19 protein-coding genes are annotated in these 16887 nt (G+C 62.9%); 6 read left to right on the top strand and 13 right to left on the bottom strand.

Going from position 1 to position 16887, the window contains the following annotated elements; translation table 11 throughout:
- Positions 1–7: 7 nt before the first annotated feature.
- Genes ACO54Z_RS10920 through rsxA form a run of 4 tightly spaced genes read right to left on the bottom strand, consistent with a single transcriptional unit; the run spans position 8 to position 5650 of the window.
- Positions 8–928 (bottom strand): RnfABCDGE type electron transport complex subunit D, encoded by a 921-nt coding sequence (locus ACO54Z_RS10920; RefSeq protein ID WP_485997036.1) that lies wholly within the window; start codon positions 926–928, stop codon positions 8–10.
- Positions 925–4527, bottom strand: a complete 3603-nt coding sequence (rsxC, locus tag ACO54Z_RS10915; RefSeq protein ID WP_485997035.1) for an electron transport complex subunit RsxC — start codon at positions 4525–4527, stop codon at positions 925–927. Before rsxC ends, ACO54Z_RS10920 begins: the two co-directional genes overlap by 4 nt.
- Positions 4524–5081: an electron transport complex subunit RsxB gene (gene rsxB, locus ACO54Z_RS10910; protein WP_485997034.1), complete on the bottom strand. Its 558-nt coding sequence runs from the start codon at positions 5079–5081 to the stop codon at positions 4524–4526. The genes rsxC and rsxB overlap by 4 nt, the downstream gene beginning before the upstream one ends.
- A complete protein-coding gene (rsxA, locus tag ACO54Z_RS10905) occupies positions 5072–5650 on the bottom strand; it encodes an electron transport complex subunit RsxA (RefSeq protein ID WP_485997033.1) in 579 nt (192 codons plus the stop codon). The genes rsxB and rsxA overlap by 10 nt, the downstream gene beginning before the upstream one ends.
- 213 nt (positions 5651–5863) lie before the next feature.
- On the opposite strand from rsxA, the gene ACO54Z_RS10900 reads away from it, so the two are divergent.
- Positions 5864–6529, top strand: coding sequence for an HAD family hydrolase (locus tag ACO54Z_RS10900; RefSeq protein ID WP_485997032.1), 666 nt, complete (start codon positions 5864–5866; stop codon positions 6527–6529).
- Between the two features lie 530 nt (positions 6530–7059).
- Here ACO54Z_RS10900 and ACO54Z_RS10895 read toward each other — a convergent pair.
- The 6 genes from ACO54Z_RS10895 to ACO54Z_RS10870 all read right to left on the bottom strand — a co-directional run bounded on the left by ACO54Z_RS10895 (position 7060) and on the right by ACO54Z_RS10870 (position 11158).
- Positions 7060–8802: a bifunctional alpha/beta hydrolase/class I SAM-dependent methyltransferase gene (locus ACO54Z_RS10895; RefSeq protein ID WP_485997031.1), complete on the bottom strand. Its 1743-nt coding sequence runs from the start codon at positions 8800–8802 to the stop codon at positions 7060–7062.
- Positions 8799–9404 (bottom strand): CDP-alcohol phosphatidyltransferase family protein, encoded by a 606-nt coding sequence (locus ACO54Z_RS10890; RefSeq protein WP_485997030.1) that lies wholly within the window; start codon positions 9402–9404, stop codon positions 8799–8801. The genes ACO54Z_RS10895 and ACO54Z_RS10890 overlap by 4 nt, the downstream gene beginning before the upstream one ends.
- Positions 9405–9410: 6 nt before the next feature.
- Positions 9411–9917: a hypothetical protein gene (locus ACO54Z_RS10885; protein WP_485997029.1), complete on the bottom strand. Its 507-nt coding sequence runs from the start codon at positions 9915–9917 to the stop codon at positions 9411–9413.
- Positions 9914–10294, bottom strand: coding sequence for a hypothetical protein (locus ACO54Z_RS10880; RefSeq protein WP_485997028.1), 381 nt, complete (start codon positions 10292–10294; stop codon positions 9914–9916). Before ACO54Z_RS10880 ends, ACO54Z_RS10885 begins: the two co-directional genes overlap by 4 nt.
- Positions 10295–10449: 155 nt before the next feature.
- Positions 10450–10734, bottom strand: coding sequence for a hypothetical protein (locus ACO54Z_RS10875; protein WP_485997027.1), 285 nt, complete (start codon positions 10732–10734; stop codon positions 10450–10452).
- A gap of 37 nt (positions 10735–10771) precedes the next feature.
- Positions 10772–11158 (bottom strand): hypothetical protein, encoded by a 387-nt coding sequence (locus tag ACO54Z_RS10870; RefSeq protein WP_485997026.1) that lies wholly within the window; start codon positions 11156–11158, stop codon positions 10772–10774.
- Between the two features lie 82 nt (positions 11159–11240).
- Here ACO54Z_RS10870 and ACO54Z_RS10865 point away from each other — a divergent pair, with 82 nt between their 5' ends.
- A complete protein-coding gene (locus tag ACO54Z_RS10865) occupies positions 11241–12044 on the top strand; it encodes an SDR family oxidoreductase (protein WP_485997025.1) in 804 nt (267 codons plus the stop codon).
- A gap of 2 nt (positions 12045–12046) precedes the next feature.
- Positions 12047–12535: a GAF domain-containing protein gene (locus ACO54Z_RS10860; RefSeq protein ID WP_485997024.1), complete on the top strand. Its 489-nt coding sequence runs from the start codon at positions 12047–12049 to the stop codon at positions 12533–12535.
- 428 nt (positions 12536–12963) lie between these two features.
- Here the strand turns inward: ACO54Z_RS10860 and ACO54Z_RS10855 are convergent, their stop codons facing one another.
- Together ACO54Z_RS10855 and ACO54Z_RS10850 are read right to left on the bottom strand one after the other, a co-directional pair.
- Positions 12964–13515, bottom strand: a complete 552-nt coding sequence (locus tag ACO54Z_RS10855; protein ID WP_485997023.1) for an NAD(P)H-dependent oxidoreductase — start codon at positions 13513–13515, stop codon at positions 12964–12966.
- Positions 13515–13841 carry a nuclear transport factor 2 family protein gene (locus ACO54Z_RS10850; RefSeq protein WP_485997022.1) on the bottom strand — a complete coding sequence of 109 codons (327 nt, stop codon included), beginning with the start codon at positions 13839–13841 and terminating at the stop codon, positions 13515–13517. The genes ACO54Z_RS10855 and ACO54Z_RS10850 overlap by 1 nt, the downstream gene beginning before the upstream one ends.
- Positions 13842–14098: 257 nt before the next feature.
- Here ACO54Z_RS10850 and ACO54Z_RS10845 point away from each other — a divergent pair, with 257 nt between their 5' ends.
- The 3 genes from ACO54Z_RS10845 to ACO54Z_RS10835 are packed head-to-tail and all read left to right on the top strand — an operon-like array spanning position 14099 to position 15884.
- On the top strand, positions 14099–14452 hold the full coding sequence (locus ACO54Z_RS10845; protein ID WP_485997021.1) for a winged helix-turn-helix transcriptional regulator: 354 nt from the start codon (positions 14099–14101) through the stop codon (positions 14450–14452).
- Positions 14449–14865 (top strand): hypothetical protein, encoded by a 417-nt coding sequence (locus tag ACO54Z_RS10840; RefSeq protein ID WP_485997020.1) that lies wholly within the window; start codon positions 14449–14451, stop codon positions 14863–14865. The genes ACO54Z_RS10845 and ACO54Z_RS10840 overlap by 4 nt, the downstream gene beginning before the upstream one ends.
- Positions 14862–15884 carry a hypothetical protein gene (locus ACO54Z_RS10835; RefSeq protein WP_485997019.1) on the top strand — a complete coding sequence of 341 codons (1023 nt, stop codon included), beginning with the start codon at positions 14862–14864 and terminating at the stop codon, positions 15882–15884. The genes ACO54Z_RS10840 and ACO54Z_RS10835 overlap by 4 nt, the downstream gene beginning before the upstream one ends.
- 73 nt (positions 15885–15957) lie before the next feature.
- Here ACO54Z_RS10835 and ACO54Z_RS10830 read toward each other — a convergent pair whose 3' ends face one another.
- Positions 15958–16764: a hypothetical protein gene (locus ACO54Z_RS10830; RefSeq protein ID WP_485997018.1), complete on the bottom strand. Its 807-nt coding sequence runs from the start codon at positions 16762–16764 to the stop codon at positions 15958–15960.
- Positions 16765–16887: the final 123 nt, after the last annotated feature.

Here is a 16887-nt window from a genome sequence, read left to right as displayed (position 1 = left end):
TGGTGGTTTAGCGGTAACGCGGTTGGGTGAGTGGGTCTATCAGCGGCACCAGGCCGTTGGCGATGAGGATGGCGAAGGCGACGCCGTCGGGGAAGTTGCCGAGGTTGCGGATGGCGACGGTAAGCGCGCCGACGAGGATGCCGTAGAGCCAGCGGCCGCGCGGCGTGGTCGCAGCGGTGACGGGGTCGGTGGCGATAAAGCAGGCGCCGAAGATAAGCGCGCCGCTCATCAGCTGGCTGTAGGGGTTGAGCGCGAGCGGCATCGCCAGCCAAAAAATGATGGCGGCGGCGATGGCACCCGTCAGGGTGGAGGCGAGCAGGCGCCAGTCAGCGGCGCGGGTAATGGTCAGCCAGATGCCGCCCGCGAGCCAGGCGAGGTTGAGCAGTTGTTGTTGCCACGGCGGGTAGAGTGCGGCAAGCGGCTCACCGGCGATGCGCAGGATGCGGCTGTGGTCGAGCAGGGTGGCGGCGCTGGTGGCATCCACGGCGAAAAGCGACACGGGCGCGGCGGGCATCCCGCTCATTTGCGCGGGGAAGCTGATGAGCAGCACGGCAAAGCCGACCATCGCCGGGTTGAACGGGTTTTGGCCGAGGCCGCCGTAGAGGTGTTTGCCCAAGAGGACGGCGAAGACGGTGCCAATAAGCGGCAGCCACCACGGCGCCAGCACCGGCAGCGACAACGCCAGCAGCACGGCCGTTACCAGCACGCTGCCGTCGCGCAACGGGGCGTAGGGTTTGCGCCGCAGCCAGAGGACGGCGGCTTCGAGGGCGTAGGCGGCGGTGATGGCGAGTGCCAGTTGGCCAAGCCAGCGGCTGCCCTGCCAGCAGACGAGGACGAGGATACCGGGCAGGGTCGCGGCGGCGACTTGCAGCATGACGCGCCGCAACGGCGGCGCGGTGTGCAGATAGGGCGAGGTGGACGGGGTCATTTGCGGTCGTCCGGCTGCGGGCGGATGGGCACGGCGGTGTCGCGCATATGCTGCTTGAGTTTGGCGTGGGCGATGCGGCGTTCGGCGCTTTTGGCGCGGGCGGCGGCGAGTTTGGCGTCGCGGGATTGTTTTTCTTGTTCGGTATCGTTTGGGTTCATGGGTGTTTCTGGTTGTTTGTTGTTTTCCGGGTGCGGGGTGGCCGTTGGCGGTTCTGCAACGGATAGGCTCCCTCCCCCTGTGGGGGAGGGGTGGGGTGGGGTTAATGGATGCTGCGCCGATGTTTTTTCGTTTAACGGCTGTTGGGCGAGACGTGCCGCTTTGCGTGCGGCCGCACGGGCTTTCGCCGCTTCGATGGCGGCAGTTTTGCCGGGGTCGGACGGCAACTGGTGCGGGGCGGGATCGGTTGTAACCGGGTCGTAGGTCGGGCATTCATGCCCGACGTTGTTGTTGTCGGCCATAAATGGCTGACCTGCGTCTGTTGCGGTATTCGCATCGGCGGTATGCGGGCGAACCCCACCCCTGTCCCCTCCCCCACGGGGGGAGGGGGGCAGATCGGCGGGGAAAGCGGCCGCCGTTGGCGGTTCTGCAACGGGTGCGCTCCCTCCCCCTGTGGGGGACTGGGACAGCTCGCGCGTAGTGCGAGAAAGCTGGGGTGGGGTTAATGGATGCTGCGCCGATATTTCTTGGTTTAACGGCTGTTGGGCGAGACGTGCCGCTTTGCGTGCGGCGGCACGGGCTTTGGCCGCTTCGATGGCGGCGGTTTTGCCGGGGTCGGGCGGGAGCTGGTGCGGGGCGGGGTCGGTTGTAACCGGGTCGTAGGTCGGGCATTCATGCCCGACGTTGTTGTTGTCGGCCATAAATGGCCGACCTGCGTCTGTTGCGGTATTCGCATCGGCGGTATGCGGACGAACCCCACCCCCATCCCCTCCCCCACAGGGGGAGGGGTGGGGAGGGGTTAATGGATTCTGCGCCGATGTTTCCTGGTTTAACGGCTGTTGGGCGAGACGCGCCGCTTTGCGCGCTGCCGCGCGAGCTTTGGCGGCTTCGATGGCGGCGGTTTTGCCGGGGTCGGGCGGGAGTTGGTGCGGGGCGGGGTCGATTTTAGCCGGGTCGTAGGTCGGGCATTCATGCCCGACGTTGTTGTTGTCGGCCATAAATGGCCGACCTGCGTCTGTTGCGGTATTCGCATCGGCGGTATGCGGACGAACCCCACCCCTGTCCCCTCCCCCACAGGGGGAGGGGGGCAGAGCGGCGGGGGAAGCGGCAGCCGTTGGTGATTCTGCAACGGATAGGCTCCCTCCCCCTGTGGGGGAGGGGTGGGGTGGAGTTAATGGATGCTGCACCGATGTTTCCTGGTTTAACGGCTGTTGGGCGAGACGTGCCGCTTTGCGTGCGGCCGCACGGGCTTTCGCCGCTTCGATGGCGGCAGTTTTGCCGGGGTCGGACGGCAACTGGTGCGGGACGGGGTCAACGTCGGCGGACGTTTCGGCGTTGGTGGAGGAATAGAGCGCGCTACCCCCTCCCCTGCCCTCCCCCGCTGCGGACGCTGGCGCGTCCTGCGAGGGAGGGAGTACTTCGGTTCGGGAAGTGGGGGCGGAGGAGGTTCCGGTTTTTTCGTTTTGCGCGGCAAGGCGTTCGGCACGGCGGGCGGCGGCACGGGCTTTCGCCGCTTCGATGGCGGTGGTTTTGCCGGGGTCGGGCGGGAGTTGGTGCGGGGCGGCTGTTTCGCTGTTTTGCGCGGCGAGGCGTTCGGTACGGCGTGCGGCGGCGCGGGCTTTCGCCGCTTCGATGGCGGCGGTTTTGTCGTTAGTGGACGTTTCAACGTTGGTGCCGAAATGAAGATCGCTACCCCCACCCCAGCCCTCCCCCGCTGCGGACGCTAGCGCGTCCTGCGAGGGAGGGAGTACTTCGGTGCGGGAAGTGGGAGCGGTGGATGTTTCGGTTTTTTCGTTTTGGGCAGCAAGGCGTTCGGCACGGCGCGCAGCGGCACGGGCTTTCGCCGCTTCGATAGCGGCGGTTTTGTCGTCGGAAGCTGCGCTGCTTTGTCGGCTGCCCTCCACGGGGGGAGGGGGCATCATTGTGGGGGAAGCGGCAGCGGCGGGTTTGGCCGGGGTGTAGCGTTCCGGTTTGTCGGCGGCGGGGTTTTGTTGCAGTTTGGCGCGGCGGGCGTCCATCTGGGCTTGTCGTTCTGCCGCTTCGCGCTCAAGGCGGGCGGTGCGTGCTTCGTGGCGGGTGCGCGCGTGTTCGGCGGCGCGGGCTTTTTCGTCGGCGGCGCGGATGGCGCCTTTGCTGTGGCGGTAGTATTGGACGAGCGGGATGGCCGACGGGCAGACGGCGGCGCAGATGCCGCATTCGATGCAGTCGAAGAGGCGGTATTGTTTGAGGCGTTTGTGTTCGTCGCTTTGGCTGTACCAGAGGAGTTGTTGCGGCAGGAGTTCCATCGGGCAGGCGTCGGCGCAGCGTGAGCAGCGGATGCACGGGCTTTCTTCGGCAGGCGCTATCGCGGGCAGGAGGAGCAGGCTGTTGCCGGTTTTTTGGAGCGGGGTGTCGGCGCTCGCGATTTCGTAGCCCATCATTGGCCCGCCGATGATGTAGCGGTTGTCGCCGGTTTCGCCGCCTGCCTGGGCGATGAGGTCGCGTGCTGGTGCGCCGGTGCGGATGCGCAGTACTTGTGGCTGTTTGACGCCTTCGCCGCTGATGGTGGTGTAGCGTTCGGTCAGCGGTTCGCCACGGATGACGGCGTCGTACACGGCTTTCATGGTGCCGCTGTTGTGGCAGATGAGGCCGTAGTCGCTGGCGTGCTGGTCGGCGGGGACGCGCACGCCGAGCAGTAATTCAAAGAGTTGGCGCGCGTTGCCGGAAGGGTAGCGGGTGGGGACGCTGCTGATTTTGATGCGTGGGTCAGCGATGTCGGCGGCGGCGCGCTCCAAGGCGGCGATGGCTTGGGGTTTGTCGTCTTCGATGCCGAAGTGGATGTGTTCGGCACCGAGGATTTTGGCGGCGATTTGTGCGCCGTGGATGATGTCGGTGGCGTTTTCGCGGATTTGTAGGTCGTCGCAGGTGATGTAGGGTTCGCATTCGGCGGCGTTGATGACGAGGGTGTTTGCCGGATGGCCGAGTTTGCGCGCGGTGGGAAATCCTGCGCCGCCAAGGCCGACGATGCCGCAGGCGGCGATGCGTTCGCGCAGGGTATCGGCGTCGGTGGTTTCGGGGTCGAGTGTGGGCAGGGGTGGGACGGCTTCGTCTTTGCCGTCGCTGTCGAGGATGAGGTGCGGCACGGGCTGGTTTGCCGGGTGCATTTCCGGGCGCGGTTCGATGGCGCGGATGGTGCCGGAGGTGGGGGCGTGTACGGGCGCGTCTTGGCTATTGACGGGTTCGGCGAGGAGTTGGCCGCGCAGTACGCGCGCGCCGGGCGCGACTTTGGCGAGATAGGCGCTGCCGTCGCGCTGGCGCAGGCTGATGGCGTATTCGGCGCTGAGTGCGGCGGCGCGGCTGGGCGCGGCGGTACTCATGCTTTTGTGGCGCGGCGGGGTGATGTGCAGGCCGCCGTGGAAGTGGTTTTTTTGCGGCAGCAGGCGGGCGAGGAGTTGTTTGATCATGGGTGGTTGGGGTCTTGCGGTTTGTCCCAGTTCCATTTGGGTTCGCGCGGTTTCATGATGATGCAGTTCACCGGACAGGGGTCAACGCAGAGGCGGCAGCCGGTGCATTCGTCGCTGATGATGGTGTGCATTTTTTGGTTGCTGCCAAGGATGGCATCGACCGGGCAGGCTTTGATGCATTTGGTGCAGCCGATGCACCAGTCTTCGATGATAAACGCCACTTGCGGCGGGGTTTCGGCGCCGTTGTCGGCGTTGAGTGGTTTGGGCTCGACGCCGAGCAGTTCGGCCAGTTTTTCGACGCCTTCTTGGCCGCCCGGCGGGCATTGGTTGATGTCCGCCTCGCCTTTGGCGATGGCCTGGGCGTAGGGTTTGCAGCCGGGGTAGCCGCATTGGCCGCATTGGGTTTGTGGCAGGATGGCGTCGATTTTTTCGACGAGCGGGTCGCCTTCGATTTTGTATTTTTGCGCGAAGTAGCCGAGCAGCAGGCCGCAGAGGGCGACGATGCCGAGCAGCATCAGCAGGGCGCCGGTGAGCGCCAGCGCGGTCATGCCCATCCGCCGAATCCCATGAAGGCGATGGCGAGGATGCCCGCGGTCATCAGCGCGGCAGGTGTGCCTTTGAAGGGCGCGGGGACGTCGGCGGCGTCAAGGCGTTCGCGCAGGGCGGCGAAGATGATGAGGACGAGGGTGAAGCCGACGGCGGCGCCGAGGCCGTAAAGCGCGGACTGGAGCAGGTTGTGCTGCTGGTTGGCGTTCAGAAGTGCGACGCCGAGGACGGCGCAGTTGGTGGTAATCAGCGGCAGGTACACGCCGAGGAGGCGGTGCAGTACCGGGCTAGTCTTGGCGATGAACATTTCGGTGAGGCCGACGAGGACGGCGATGGCGACGATGAAGCCGATGGTGCGCAGGTAGCGCAGGCCGAAGGGTTCGAGGAGGTAGGTGTCGAGCAGGTAGGCGCTGACGGCGGAGAGGGTGAGGACGAAGGCGGTGGCAAGTCCCATGCCGAGGGCGGTGTCGATTTTGCGCGATACGCCCATGAACGGGCAGAGGCCGAGGAATTGTGAGAGGACGAAGTTGTTGACCAGGACGGTCGAGAGGATGATGTAGAAGTAGCTGTGTTGCACGGTTTTGGGCGCATGGTTGCGGGTTTGGCGGATGGCGGTATTGTAAGGGATTGGCGACGCTTTTGCGGTTGATTCGGGGCAAGGGCGGATGCAGGTTTTTTGATGGTGGCGGGGGTGAAGGTTTTTGTGAAATCAGCTGTTTGGCTACAAGTTGTGAAGGTATCCGGCGGCTGGCATACACTGCGGCGGAAAATGCTACGAAGGAGAAAAGTCATGCCACTACATACCATTCTGTTTGATTTTGACGGCACCCTCGCCGACAGCGCTTCATGCGCCATCATCGCCACTCAACAGGCGTTCCGCGACCATCAGCTGCCCGTGCCGCCCGATGCCGCCATCGTGCAGCAAATGGGCATCCCGATTGAGCGCTGTTTCCGCACGCTTGGCGCTACCGCGCTGGATGACGCGGCCTTCGCCACCTTGCTCGCCACCTTTCGCCAGCACTACGCTGCCGCCGCCAACACGCACATCCGCCTGTATCCCGGCATCGCCGGACTGCTCGCCGCGCTCCGGGCGCAGGAGCGGCAAACCGGCATCATCAGCAGCAAAAAAGGCGCCATTCTCCGCGCCAACTGCGATGCGCTCGGCATCAGCGCGCAGATTGACGTCTTCATCGGCTCGGACGACGTCGCCCACTACAAACCGCATCCCGACGGTATCACCCGCGCCCTCGCCCGGCTTGATCGCCCCGCCGCCAGCGCCATTTACATCGGCGATGCCACCACCGACATCGAGGCAGGACGCGCCGCAGGCGTCCAAACCTGCGCCGTCACTTGGGGCGCACATGACGCGACCACCCTCGCCGCCGCCCGCCCGGATGCGCTGGTGCATGATGTCGCCGCCCTGCAACACCTGCTGTTGTCGTCAACGGCACGGTAGCAGGGTTGGGGGAATAAAAAACCGCCTGCCTGCGGCACACGCCCGGGAGACTTTGTTCCGTCACCGCCCGAACTATTCTGCGGGCGGTTACGCGCGTTCCTCGCTAATCGCCCCTACGGCTCCTACGTTCGTGAGACATCCTTCCAAACTTCGTTAATCGCGGAAATGTTTATCCCGCCCCCTCTCTCTTGCTTCGCAAGCAATGCTTGTCCCACGGGGAGCGGGGCTTTTTCGGGTCAAGCATTGACACCGTATTTCGCACAAAATCACCGCTTGGAAAGCGCGCTATGACGGCGCATCGGCTTTGACGGTGGGGCAAGCCTCACCCTAGGTGCTGTTTGCAATTCGGCGGATAAGCACCTCTCTCTGGGAGAGGAGTTGGGGGTGAGGGCAACAAGCAATTGAAAAATTGGAATTTCGGCTCATCAATAATATCGCTCACCCCCTCCCCAACCCTCCCCCGCTGCGGGCTTCGCCCTGCAGGGGAGGGGGTTTTTCAAATTGCAAACACCCCCTGCGACGGATGGCGTTTATTTCTTCCGTGCCAGGCTGACGGTGAAGATGCCGTATTCGTCGATCCATTGGTGGATTTTTTCAAAGCCCGCTTTTGCCACGAGCTGGTCCATTTCCTGCTGGCTGCGGCGGCGCATCACCCAGTCCGGGCTGCCCGCCTTGTGGCTGGTCAGCGCGCGGGCGATCATTTCCAGTTGCGGATGCCAGGGTTGGCCGGTGTAGATGAGGTAGCCGCCCGCGTCTATCGCGTCGCCGAAGCCGTCGAGCGAGTGCTGGATGAGGTCGTTGTCGGCGAAGAGTTCGTGCAGGCCGGAGACGATGCCCAGTGTAGGCCGCGGGTCGAGGTGCTGGTAGTTGGCGCGGTCGAAGGCGTTGACTTCGTCGAAGGTGGCGATGGCTTCGAGGCCGCGCGCGGCGATGAGTTCGCGTCCGGCGGCGACGTTAATCGGGCTGTAGTCGCGCAGGCGGATGCTGTCAGCGCGGACGTGTTCGTTCAGGGCGTCCAAGATGTAGCGGCCATGCCCGGAGGCGATGTCGAGGACGTGTACCGGTTTGTCCGCCTTGTGCAACAGGGTGGTGGCGAGCGCGATGGCTTTGCCGATGTTTTTTTTGCGCTGGCGGATGCCACGCCAGCCGATGGCGTTCAGGTAGTGACGGTCGTAGAGTTTGCCGATGAAATTGCTGCCACGCGGCTCGTTTTGATAGACGTAGTCGAGGGTGCTGCCGCTGTCGTAGCCGGTTTCCTGGCCGATGCGCAGGCCTTCGCTCCAGCGTGCGCCGAGGCGCATTCCGGCGCGGTAGAGCGCCCACCACAGGCCGCGCAGGCTGAGGCGCGGCAAGGGTGTCGCCAGTTCGTCCGCCTCAACGCGGCTGGCGCTTGCCAGATGCGCGCCGGTCATGTCCACCGCCTGATATGGCGCGGCGAAGCGTGCGCGGATGAAGGGGCGGATGAGGGCGAAGGCGCGCTCGCGTTCGGCCTCGCCGAGGGTGTCGTGGTAGAAGCCGGGCAGGATGTGGCGCGCTTTGTAGTGGCTGCCGAGGTGGTTGTAGAAGTCGTGTTGTGGCTGGTGATGGACGACTTTGTCGTCGCCGGAGATGAGCAGCAACAGCGGGGTGGTGATGGCCTGCGCGTCGGCGACGATGCGTTCGGCGGTGTCGTAGAGGCCAAGCAGGATGCGTACCGAGATGGGGCGGACGATGAGCGGGTCGCGTTTGAAGTCTTCTTGGCGCGCGGTGTCGTGGGTGAGGTAGTGCGCCTTGACGTAGCTGTTCACAAAGAAGTTGCCGCGCAGTTTGTGCAGCAGTTTCAGGCCGGAGCGGGCGAAGGGAACGTAGAGTTTGACGCTGAAGGCGGGCGAGGCGAGCACGGCGCAGCGGATGGGCGGGGCGTAGTCGTGCAGCCAGGTGGCGACCAGCACCGCGCCGACGCTTTGCGCGATGACGGCGGTGTTTTCCGGGGCGATGTGGTAGTGGTGCGCGATGTGGTGCATGAAGTCCTGGATGTCGGCGACGCTGGTGGCAATGCCGGGCGAGTCGCCGCGTGCGCCGGGGCTGTTGCCGTGGCCGCGCGCGTCCCAGGCGAAGAAGGCGAAGTCGTCAAGGCCGAGTTCGTCGGCGAGATACATCAGCCGGCCAGAGTGTTCGTGGCCGCGATGGAAGAGGACGATGGCTTTGTCCGTGCTGCCGTCTTTCGCCGGGCGGTAGCGGTAGAAGAGTTCGGTGCCGTCGCTGGTGGTGAAGGTTTTTTGCTGTTCGGTCATGGGATTCTCCGGTTGAGACCGTTGCGGATGCGCCGGACGCAGGTCGCGGCGAGGAGGATGTTCAGCAGCCACAGGGTGGTGTTGAGCCAGTCGGGCAGGTCGCCCGCCAGCGCGTAGTAAAAGGCGATGCAGCCGATGGCAAAGGCGCGGTCGCTTTTGCCGAGCGGGCCGTCGTAACGGCGGCCGTTGCCGTGTACCGCGCCGAGGACGCCGCAAAATTCGGTCAGCGCGGCGAGGTAGATGAAAACGCCGACGGAAAGCGCGTCAAACGGCGCGACAAAGGCAAAGGGCAGATACAGCGCGGCATCGGCGACGACGTCGGTGATTTCGTTGAGGTAGCCGCCGAGCGCGGTTCTCTGCCCGAACTCGCGCGCGAGCATTCCGTCCATCGCGTTCAGCGCCATGCGCAGGAAAAACCACAGCGGCAAGAGCAGGAACAGCGCCGCGTGGGTGGGAAAGCACGCGAGGGTGATACCCAGCGCGATGGAAATGGCGCAGGCGAAGACTGTTACCTGATTGGCGGTCGTGCCGCTTGCATGGAGGCGACGCACCAGCGGCCGCAGCAGGTTTTGGAATTTGGGTTTAAGGGCGTAGATGCTCATGGTGGTTTATATGCGGATTGAAAAGATGTCTGCGAGTATTTCAAGGAAAGCCCAATAAAAGAATCCGGCGGGCAGGATAATAATAATCACGACCAGCGCGAGGATTAACAGTTTTACTATTCCTGAAAGATTGCCGAGCAGGCCAAAGAGTCCACAGACTGAAAGCAATATTGTGGCACCCGCAAACAATAATAATATGGTATCGTTTGGTCTATTCTGCGCAAATCCAATAAACAAGATAAATATTAACAGTACTGCAATAAACCCGTTGGCAAGCACGCCTTCGCGCTGCAAGGCAAGATAAAATGCGTATGCAGTCATAACAAACAACAGACAAATAATGGTAAAAGCCAGTGTCTGGGTTACAAATTGCGGCAACGGCAACTGCGAAATGCCGTACAAAAGAAATGCTGCCAAAACAGGCGAAAACAAACAGGCAAGATGTAACAGAATTTCTCCTGCCTGTACATTTTTATACGCATTGTCCTCATCAAAATCGTCCGTACTACTCATAATACTTCCTGCGTTATTCCCAAAACCTGCAACTGACAACTGATATAAATCTCCTGCGCCACGCCAAACATTTCCTGCCGCGCGTCAATAATTTCCTTTTCATCGTCATCGAGGCGGGATTTGTCGAGATTGGCGAGGCGGGCGTAATGGCTGCGGAAGGATTGCCGCGCCTCGTCCAGTGGCAGTCCCTTTTGCCGGTTTTTGGGCAGGCTGAAGGCGGCATTGACCGCCGCATACGCCGGGGTGTGGATAATGGCAAAGTGCCGCCGGATGACTTCCATTTCGTTGATGGCACTTTGCAGGCTGGATTCCATCGCGCGGCTGTTGGCATAGCGGTCGAAATCGTTTTGCAGGATGGCGAGTTCGGTGGCAATCATCAAAGGGGCATCGCCCGTTTTTGTGATTCCCCTGATGTGATGCAGCAGTTTTTTTCTGGTTTCTGAAAGGGCGCGTCCCGCAGACGTTTGGCGCATACCTTTGATGAATATTTCTTCTTCAAAGAGTATTTGTATCGTGGTTAATGGCTTGCTCATCAGGGTGCATCCAGCCAGCCCGGCCCCAAATCCGCATCGGCATTGCTGGTATCAAAGCCGCGCGCGCGAATGAAATCGGCGCCATACCAGCGTTTCAGGGATTTTAATGAGCCGGTAGGCAATTTGGCGCACGCCAGCCAATCCCAGGCCGTTTCAATATCACCTGCCTCGCGTGCGCTTTGTGATTCCGCCGCACAAACGGTATCCATGCCACTTTCACGAAAGAGTGCTTCACGCTCAGCGGGGTCGAGATAGCTTTTTGTCGGGTAAATTTTGGTTGTCATGGCAGCTCCTTAGGTAAATAAAAAGAGGGAATGCAGATTAGAGCCGATTCAGCCAGTCCGGCCCCAAATCCGCATCGGCATTGCTGGTATCAAAGCCGCGCGTGCGAATGAAATCGGCGCCATACCAGCGTTTCAGCGATTTTAATGAGCCGGTTGAGAGTTTGGCGCAGGTGAGCCATGCCCAGGCCATTTCCTCATCACCTGCATGATCCGCTTCATGTGATTCGGCAAGACAGACAGTATCCATCCCGCCTTCGCGCAAGAGCGCTTCGCGTTCAGCAGGGTCGAGATAGCTTTTTGTCGGATAAATTTTGGCAGTCATGGCAACTCCTGGGTCAATGAAAAAAGGAAATGCAGCGGATGGCCGCATCAGTGTTGCAATATCGCCCTCGCACAAGCGCGCTGCGCGTTTGCCGTTGGCCATGCGGCGATTCTATGAGCGGCGCGGCGATGCCGTCAATCGCCAGCGCTATAATGCCGTCTCCTTTCATAACCAGAGCAATCCCATGTCCAGACTTGCTGGAAAAACTGCCCTCGTCACCGGTGCCGCCCGTGGTATCGGCGAAGCCATCGCCCGCGCTTTCGCATCCGAAGGCGCGTTTGTCTATTTGAGCGACATCAACCACACCGACGGCGAGCGCGTCGCCGCCGACATCGGCGCCAACGCCCGCTATTTGCCGCTCGATGTGCGTGAGGAGCGCGACTGGGAAGCGGCGCTGCAAACCCTCGCCGCCGACCACCGCACGCTCGATATTCTCGTCAATAACGCCGGCATCACCGGCATTGAAACCAGCCCCGCCCACGACCCCGAACACGTCTCGCTCGCCGACTGGCACGCGGTGCTCAACACCAACCTCGATGGCACTTTCCTCGGCTGCCGCTACGCCATCGGCGCGATGCGCCCACAAGGAAAAGGCTCCATCATCAACATTTCCTCGCGCTCCGGCCTGGTTGGCATCCCGACCGCCGCCGCCTATGCGGCGAGCAAGGCGGCGATTCGCAACCACACCAAGAGCGTCGCCCTCTACTGCGCGCAGCAGGGGCTGGCGATTCGTTGCAATTCCATCCACCCGGCGGCGATTGACACGCCGATGTGGTGGCCGATGCTCGGCGGCACGGAAGCGCAACGGCCGGAACGCCTCGCCGAAATGGCACGCGCCATTCCCGTGCGCCGTTTGGGTCGTGTCGAAGAAGTTGCCGCGCTCGCCGTGCTGCTCGCCTCCGATGAAGCGACCTACATCACCGGCAGCGAGTACAACATCGACGGCGGCCTGCTCGCCGGTAGCGCCGCCAGCCCGAAATCGAACTGACCATGCACGAAATCCATCTGACCGCCGCCGACAAGGCGGCACGCTACGCCCAGCTCCTGCCGCAACTGCGCGCGGTGCTGGCAGACGAAAGCGATGCCGTCGCCAATCTCGCCAACACCGCCGCCGTACTGAAGGAAGCCTTCGGCTGGCTCTGGGTCGGTTTCTACCGCGTTGCCGGTGAGGAACTGGTGCTGAGCGCCTTTCAGGGGCCGCTGGCCTGCACCCGCATCGCGCGTGGCCGTGGCGTCTGCGGCCAGGCGTGGGCGCAAAACCGCACCATCGTCGTGCCGGACGTGAACGCCCACCCCGGCCACATCGCCTGCTCCTCACGTTCGCAATCGGAAATCGTCGTGCCACTGCATGATGCGGACGGCAAGGTGTGGGCGGTACTGGACGCGGACGCGGAAACGCTCGCCGCCTTTGACGACAGCGACGCGCAGGGGCTGGCAGCGGTGGCGGCGCTGTTGACGGAATGCGGGGTAACACTATGAAAGGCAAGGCAATACTCGCCGCGCCAGGCGCTGTTTACCATTGAAAAACCCCTCTCCCGCAGGACGAAACCTGGCGTAGGGTGTGTGGCGGCGTAGCCGACACGCACGCGGGGATTTGACATCGGCAACGCGTGCGTGCCTGCGGCACACACCCTACGAATTAATGGTGTAGCTCACAAAATCGTCGCCACGCAACCGCATTGGCTTGGGCGTGTTTACGGCTGCCTGGGCGCTGGACGCGGGCGAGTGCCTGACGGCGGCGACCGCAGTAACACGTCACGTCGCGCCTGCTGGATGTTCGCCCTGATTAACGGCGTACCGCAGCCGATGAAGGTGAACCGTCTGAAGTGATAAAAAAAGATGCCTGCGGGCATCCTTTTTTTGTCCGTCGGTGCGGGTAGCATCGGGGCAGTTTTGACGCGGATGTTTCAGTAATACCGCGCCAGATGCGCCAAATAATCATCGGCGCTGCGTGCAACCTCGGCGCGTTTGCTGTCGTCATAGCCGGGTGCGGTGCTGTCAATGCCGTGGAAGGCAAAAACGGGCTGCCAGAGGGCGTGGCAGTAATTCACCGTCAATGCAAACGCGCGCAGCGCCTCGGCAACCGTCGCGCCAATCTCGCCGCCGGCGCGGTAGGCATCGGCGGGCGAACCGAGCGAGACGGCAATGCCCGCCTTTTTGCCGCGCAGGCCGGTGGCCTTGCTGCCATACGCCCAGCCGTAGGTGAGCACGTCATCCAGCCATTGTTTCAACAGCGGCGGGCAGTTGAACCAGTACACCGGGAATTGCAGCACCAGACTGCGGTGCGCCTCCACCAGCGCCTGCTCGCGCCCGACGTCAATCGTGCCGTGGGCGTATTCGCGGTAGAGTTCGTGCACGGTGAAGCAGTCGGGATGCTGCGCCAGCGCGTCTGCCCAGCAGCGGTTGATGGTGGAGTGGGCAAGGTCGGGATGGGCAAGGATTATCAGGGTTTTGTTCATCAGGCGTCTCCAGGGATAAAGGCGTGTTCGCGGAAAACGAGCCAGTCGCCCGTCACGTTTTGCCGCAACATCAGATTGAAAGCGATGCGTTTTTCACCCGCGCCGAGGTCGAGGCGACGGGTGGCGATGACGTAGCCGATGCCGTCCTGCACCTCGCTCAGCTGGAATGCCACGGCGGTATTGCGCGGTGGCGCGCCACTGTCGCGCAGCTGGCGGAAAAAAGCGAGATTTTGCGCATAATCGAAGCGGGCAAGCGCGCCATTTTCCTGACAGATGAGGATTTGCAGGTCGGGTGTGTATAGCCGTTCACCGAAAGTTTCAGACAAGGCGCGCCGCTGAAGACAGTACGCGGTTGTACGGCGAAGCGGCGCAACACCGTATGAAGCTTTCGGTGGACGGCTATAGCACGTGGCCAGCGCGTCAAGGCGGTAATGGCAACCGGCGTCAATCAGGCGGCACACGGCGTTTTGCAGGTCGGGATTCATCGGTTTCCTTTTGCGTGAAAGGGACGCGCAGCATACAATCCCCTTTGTTTTCTGAACAGTACGCACGTTGCGGTGCGTTACTTTCCTGGAGGTGAGTCATGTTGAATACGCCATGCACGGCGGGCGCGGTCGCGCTTGCCGAGACGGGCTTTGGTTACACGCTGTCGCTCATTGGCGGCAAATACAAGATGGTGATTCTGTTTTGGCTCGGCACGCAGCCATCCATACGCTTTAACGAATTGCAGCGGCGCATCGGCGGCATTTCCTACAAATCGCTGACGGCGGCGCTGTGCGAACTGGAGCGCGACGGTCTCGTCTCGCGCACTGTCTTCCCGCAAGTGCCGCCGCGGGTGGAATACGCGCTGACCGCGCGCGGGCAGTCGTTGCTGCCGGTACTGAACGCGATGTGCGCCTGGGGCGAGGCGCACCGCGCCACGGTGGCCACACGATGAAAAACGGGTTTGACGGCATCAATGCTGCCCTGCAGGAAGGCCGCTGTTACTACTGCGGCGGCGCGGTGGAGCCGCGTATCGAAGATTCCTGCTGCGGGACGTATTGCCCGAAATGTGCGATGTTTCTGGTCGTCACCACTTACATCCCGCCTGTCCGGGAAGACCGCACCCGCTACCGCATCCACCTGCACCACGCCGACGCGCACAACCCGCAACACATCCGCACCCTCGCCCGCCTTATCGGGCGCAACTATCCGCAAACCCGCGCCTTCATCGCGGAGCCCTGCCCGCTCATCGCCGAAAACCTCGCGTCGGAAATCCTCGCCATCCGGCAACGGCTGGACGCCGTCGCCATCGCTTACCGCATCACCCCGCCCTTCCCTTACAACAACACGGACGACGCACCATCATGACCCTCACCTTTCCCCGCCGCCGTGTCCCCGCCCTGCTCGCCCTGGCCACCACCGCCATCCTCGCCCTGCTGCTCTGGCGCATTGCCAGCCACAAACCCTTCCACGGCGGCCACCTTGCCTTCTGCGCGCTGCTGTTGGCATACAGCGGCTACACCGCGCTGCGCGAAAGCCGCTACCTCATCCGCCCCGAAACCCTGCGCCTTGACACACGCGGCCTCACCCTCCGCCACCACCGCGCCCCCGGCTGGCGCGCCCTGCGCCTGCCCTGGACAGACCTCATCGACCAGGAAACGCGCGGCGACCGCCTTACCCTCATCTGGCGCGACGGCGACCGCCTGCGCGCATTCACCCTGCGCCTGCCCGCACAACCGCGTAGCGCCGAAATCGCCGCCACCATCGCCCGCTATCCGCTGCGTCCCGCTCCCTGGCCGCCCGTCGCTATCCCCGCCGGATTACAACAACATTGGGACACCGGCGAACCCGGCATCCGCACCGCGCTGTACCAATATGGCATCGAAACCCTCTACAGCCCGCTCATCCTCACCATCCTGCTCATCGCCGTCCCGCTGCTTGACGGCGACTACGGCGCCATCAGCGCCACCCTTGCCGCGCTCCTTCTCGCCCGTGCCGCCTGGCGCCGTTACCGCACGCCACAACACTACCGCATCGCCCTGCACAAACCCTATATCCGCCTTGATGCCGACGGCGTGCATTACTGGCACGCCCCGCCCGATGACGAAACGCACGTCCCGTGGGCGGCCATCCACGCCGTCAACAGCGAACACGTCAAGTCATACGACAAATACAGCAGCTATCTGCACCTCACCTGGCGACCGCACCCCTACGCGCGCTACCTGCGCCATGACCGCCTGCGCATCGCCCTGCCCGAACCGCAAAACCGCGACAACCAGGCCTGTGCGCGCTGCGACGAAATAGCCGCCAGCATCGCAGCGCACCTCACCGCCCCCGGCGAGCCACTACCAGCGTTGCCCATCCTCGAACGCCATTACGGGTTATGACCGTCCCCCGCTTCCCCGCTGCCGACGAAAAAGGACGCCCGCAGGCATCCTTCCTTGCCGGTTTCGCGCCGTGTTATTCACTCGCGGCGCCGTCTTTGACATAGACGAAATGCGTGCCGTCGTAGCGGTAATCCAGCGTTTTGCCGGTGACTTCGCCGTCGGGGAATTTTTGGGTGTTTTCAATGAGCGGCACGCGCAGGGTTTTGCTGGCAGCATCGTAGCCAAAATGCGGATATTGCGAGGTTGTGCCGGGCAGACTGTCGCGGTCGTAGGCGAAGGCGATGCCGGAGAGGTCTTTGCCGTGTGAGCGGACAAGCGCGGCGGCTTCCGGTTTGTCGCCCTGAACGCGCAGCAACTGGAGGCTGACCGCCAGCGCATTGCTTGACCCTTGCGCGCTTTCTTCCAGCAGGTACACCGTGCCGCGCTCGCCCAGGTCGGCGGTGTAGAGGCCTGTAACGTTATCGCTGTTGCCGGAGACGTCTTCGCGCTTTTCCCATTCGGGATGGGCGTCAATAACACCGGTTTTGCCGGTGGCATCGCGGTATTGCCACAGGCCGAGGTTGAAACGCATCGTGCCGCCGCTGGCGTCGTCCCAGGAATAGGCGCGGAATTTGCGGTCGCTGGCGGTTGCCATCTGCAACCCTTGTTCGCGCGCCTGCGGAAAATCGCAATCCCAGCTTTTGTCGGCATCCGTGGTGAGCAGGCGGCGGATTTCGGTATGGGCGGCGTTGGCCTTGTTTTCATCGTATGCCGCCGGGCTGTCCACCATCGGTTCCAGAATGGCGAACTGCTGGCGCAACGCGGCGTCAACCGTGGCGCAATCGTAGGCCTGGGCGAGGCCGCTACAGGCGGCAAGGGCGATGAGAATGTTGCGGGACATGGGATTCTCCGTGATAAATGAGCGGGCAGTATATCGCCACGGCACCGCATCATTTCATACCGTTCTGTTTGCTGGCCGCAGGCAACAAAAACCCCCGCCGGAGCGGGGGTGGATTAGGCGGCG

It is taken from the genome of Cardiobacterium sp. (assembly GCF_057314735.1).
This window is presented reverse-complemented; position numbering and strand designations above follow the sequence as displayed.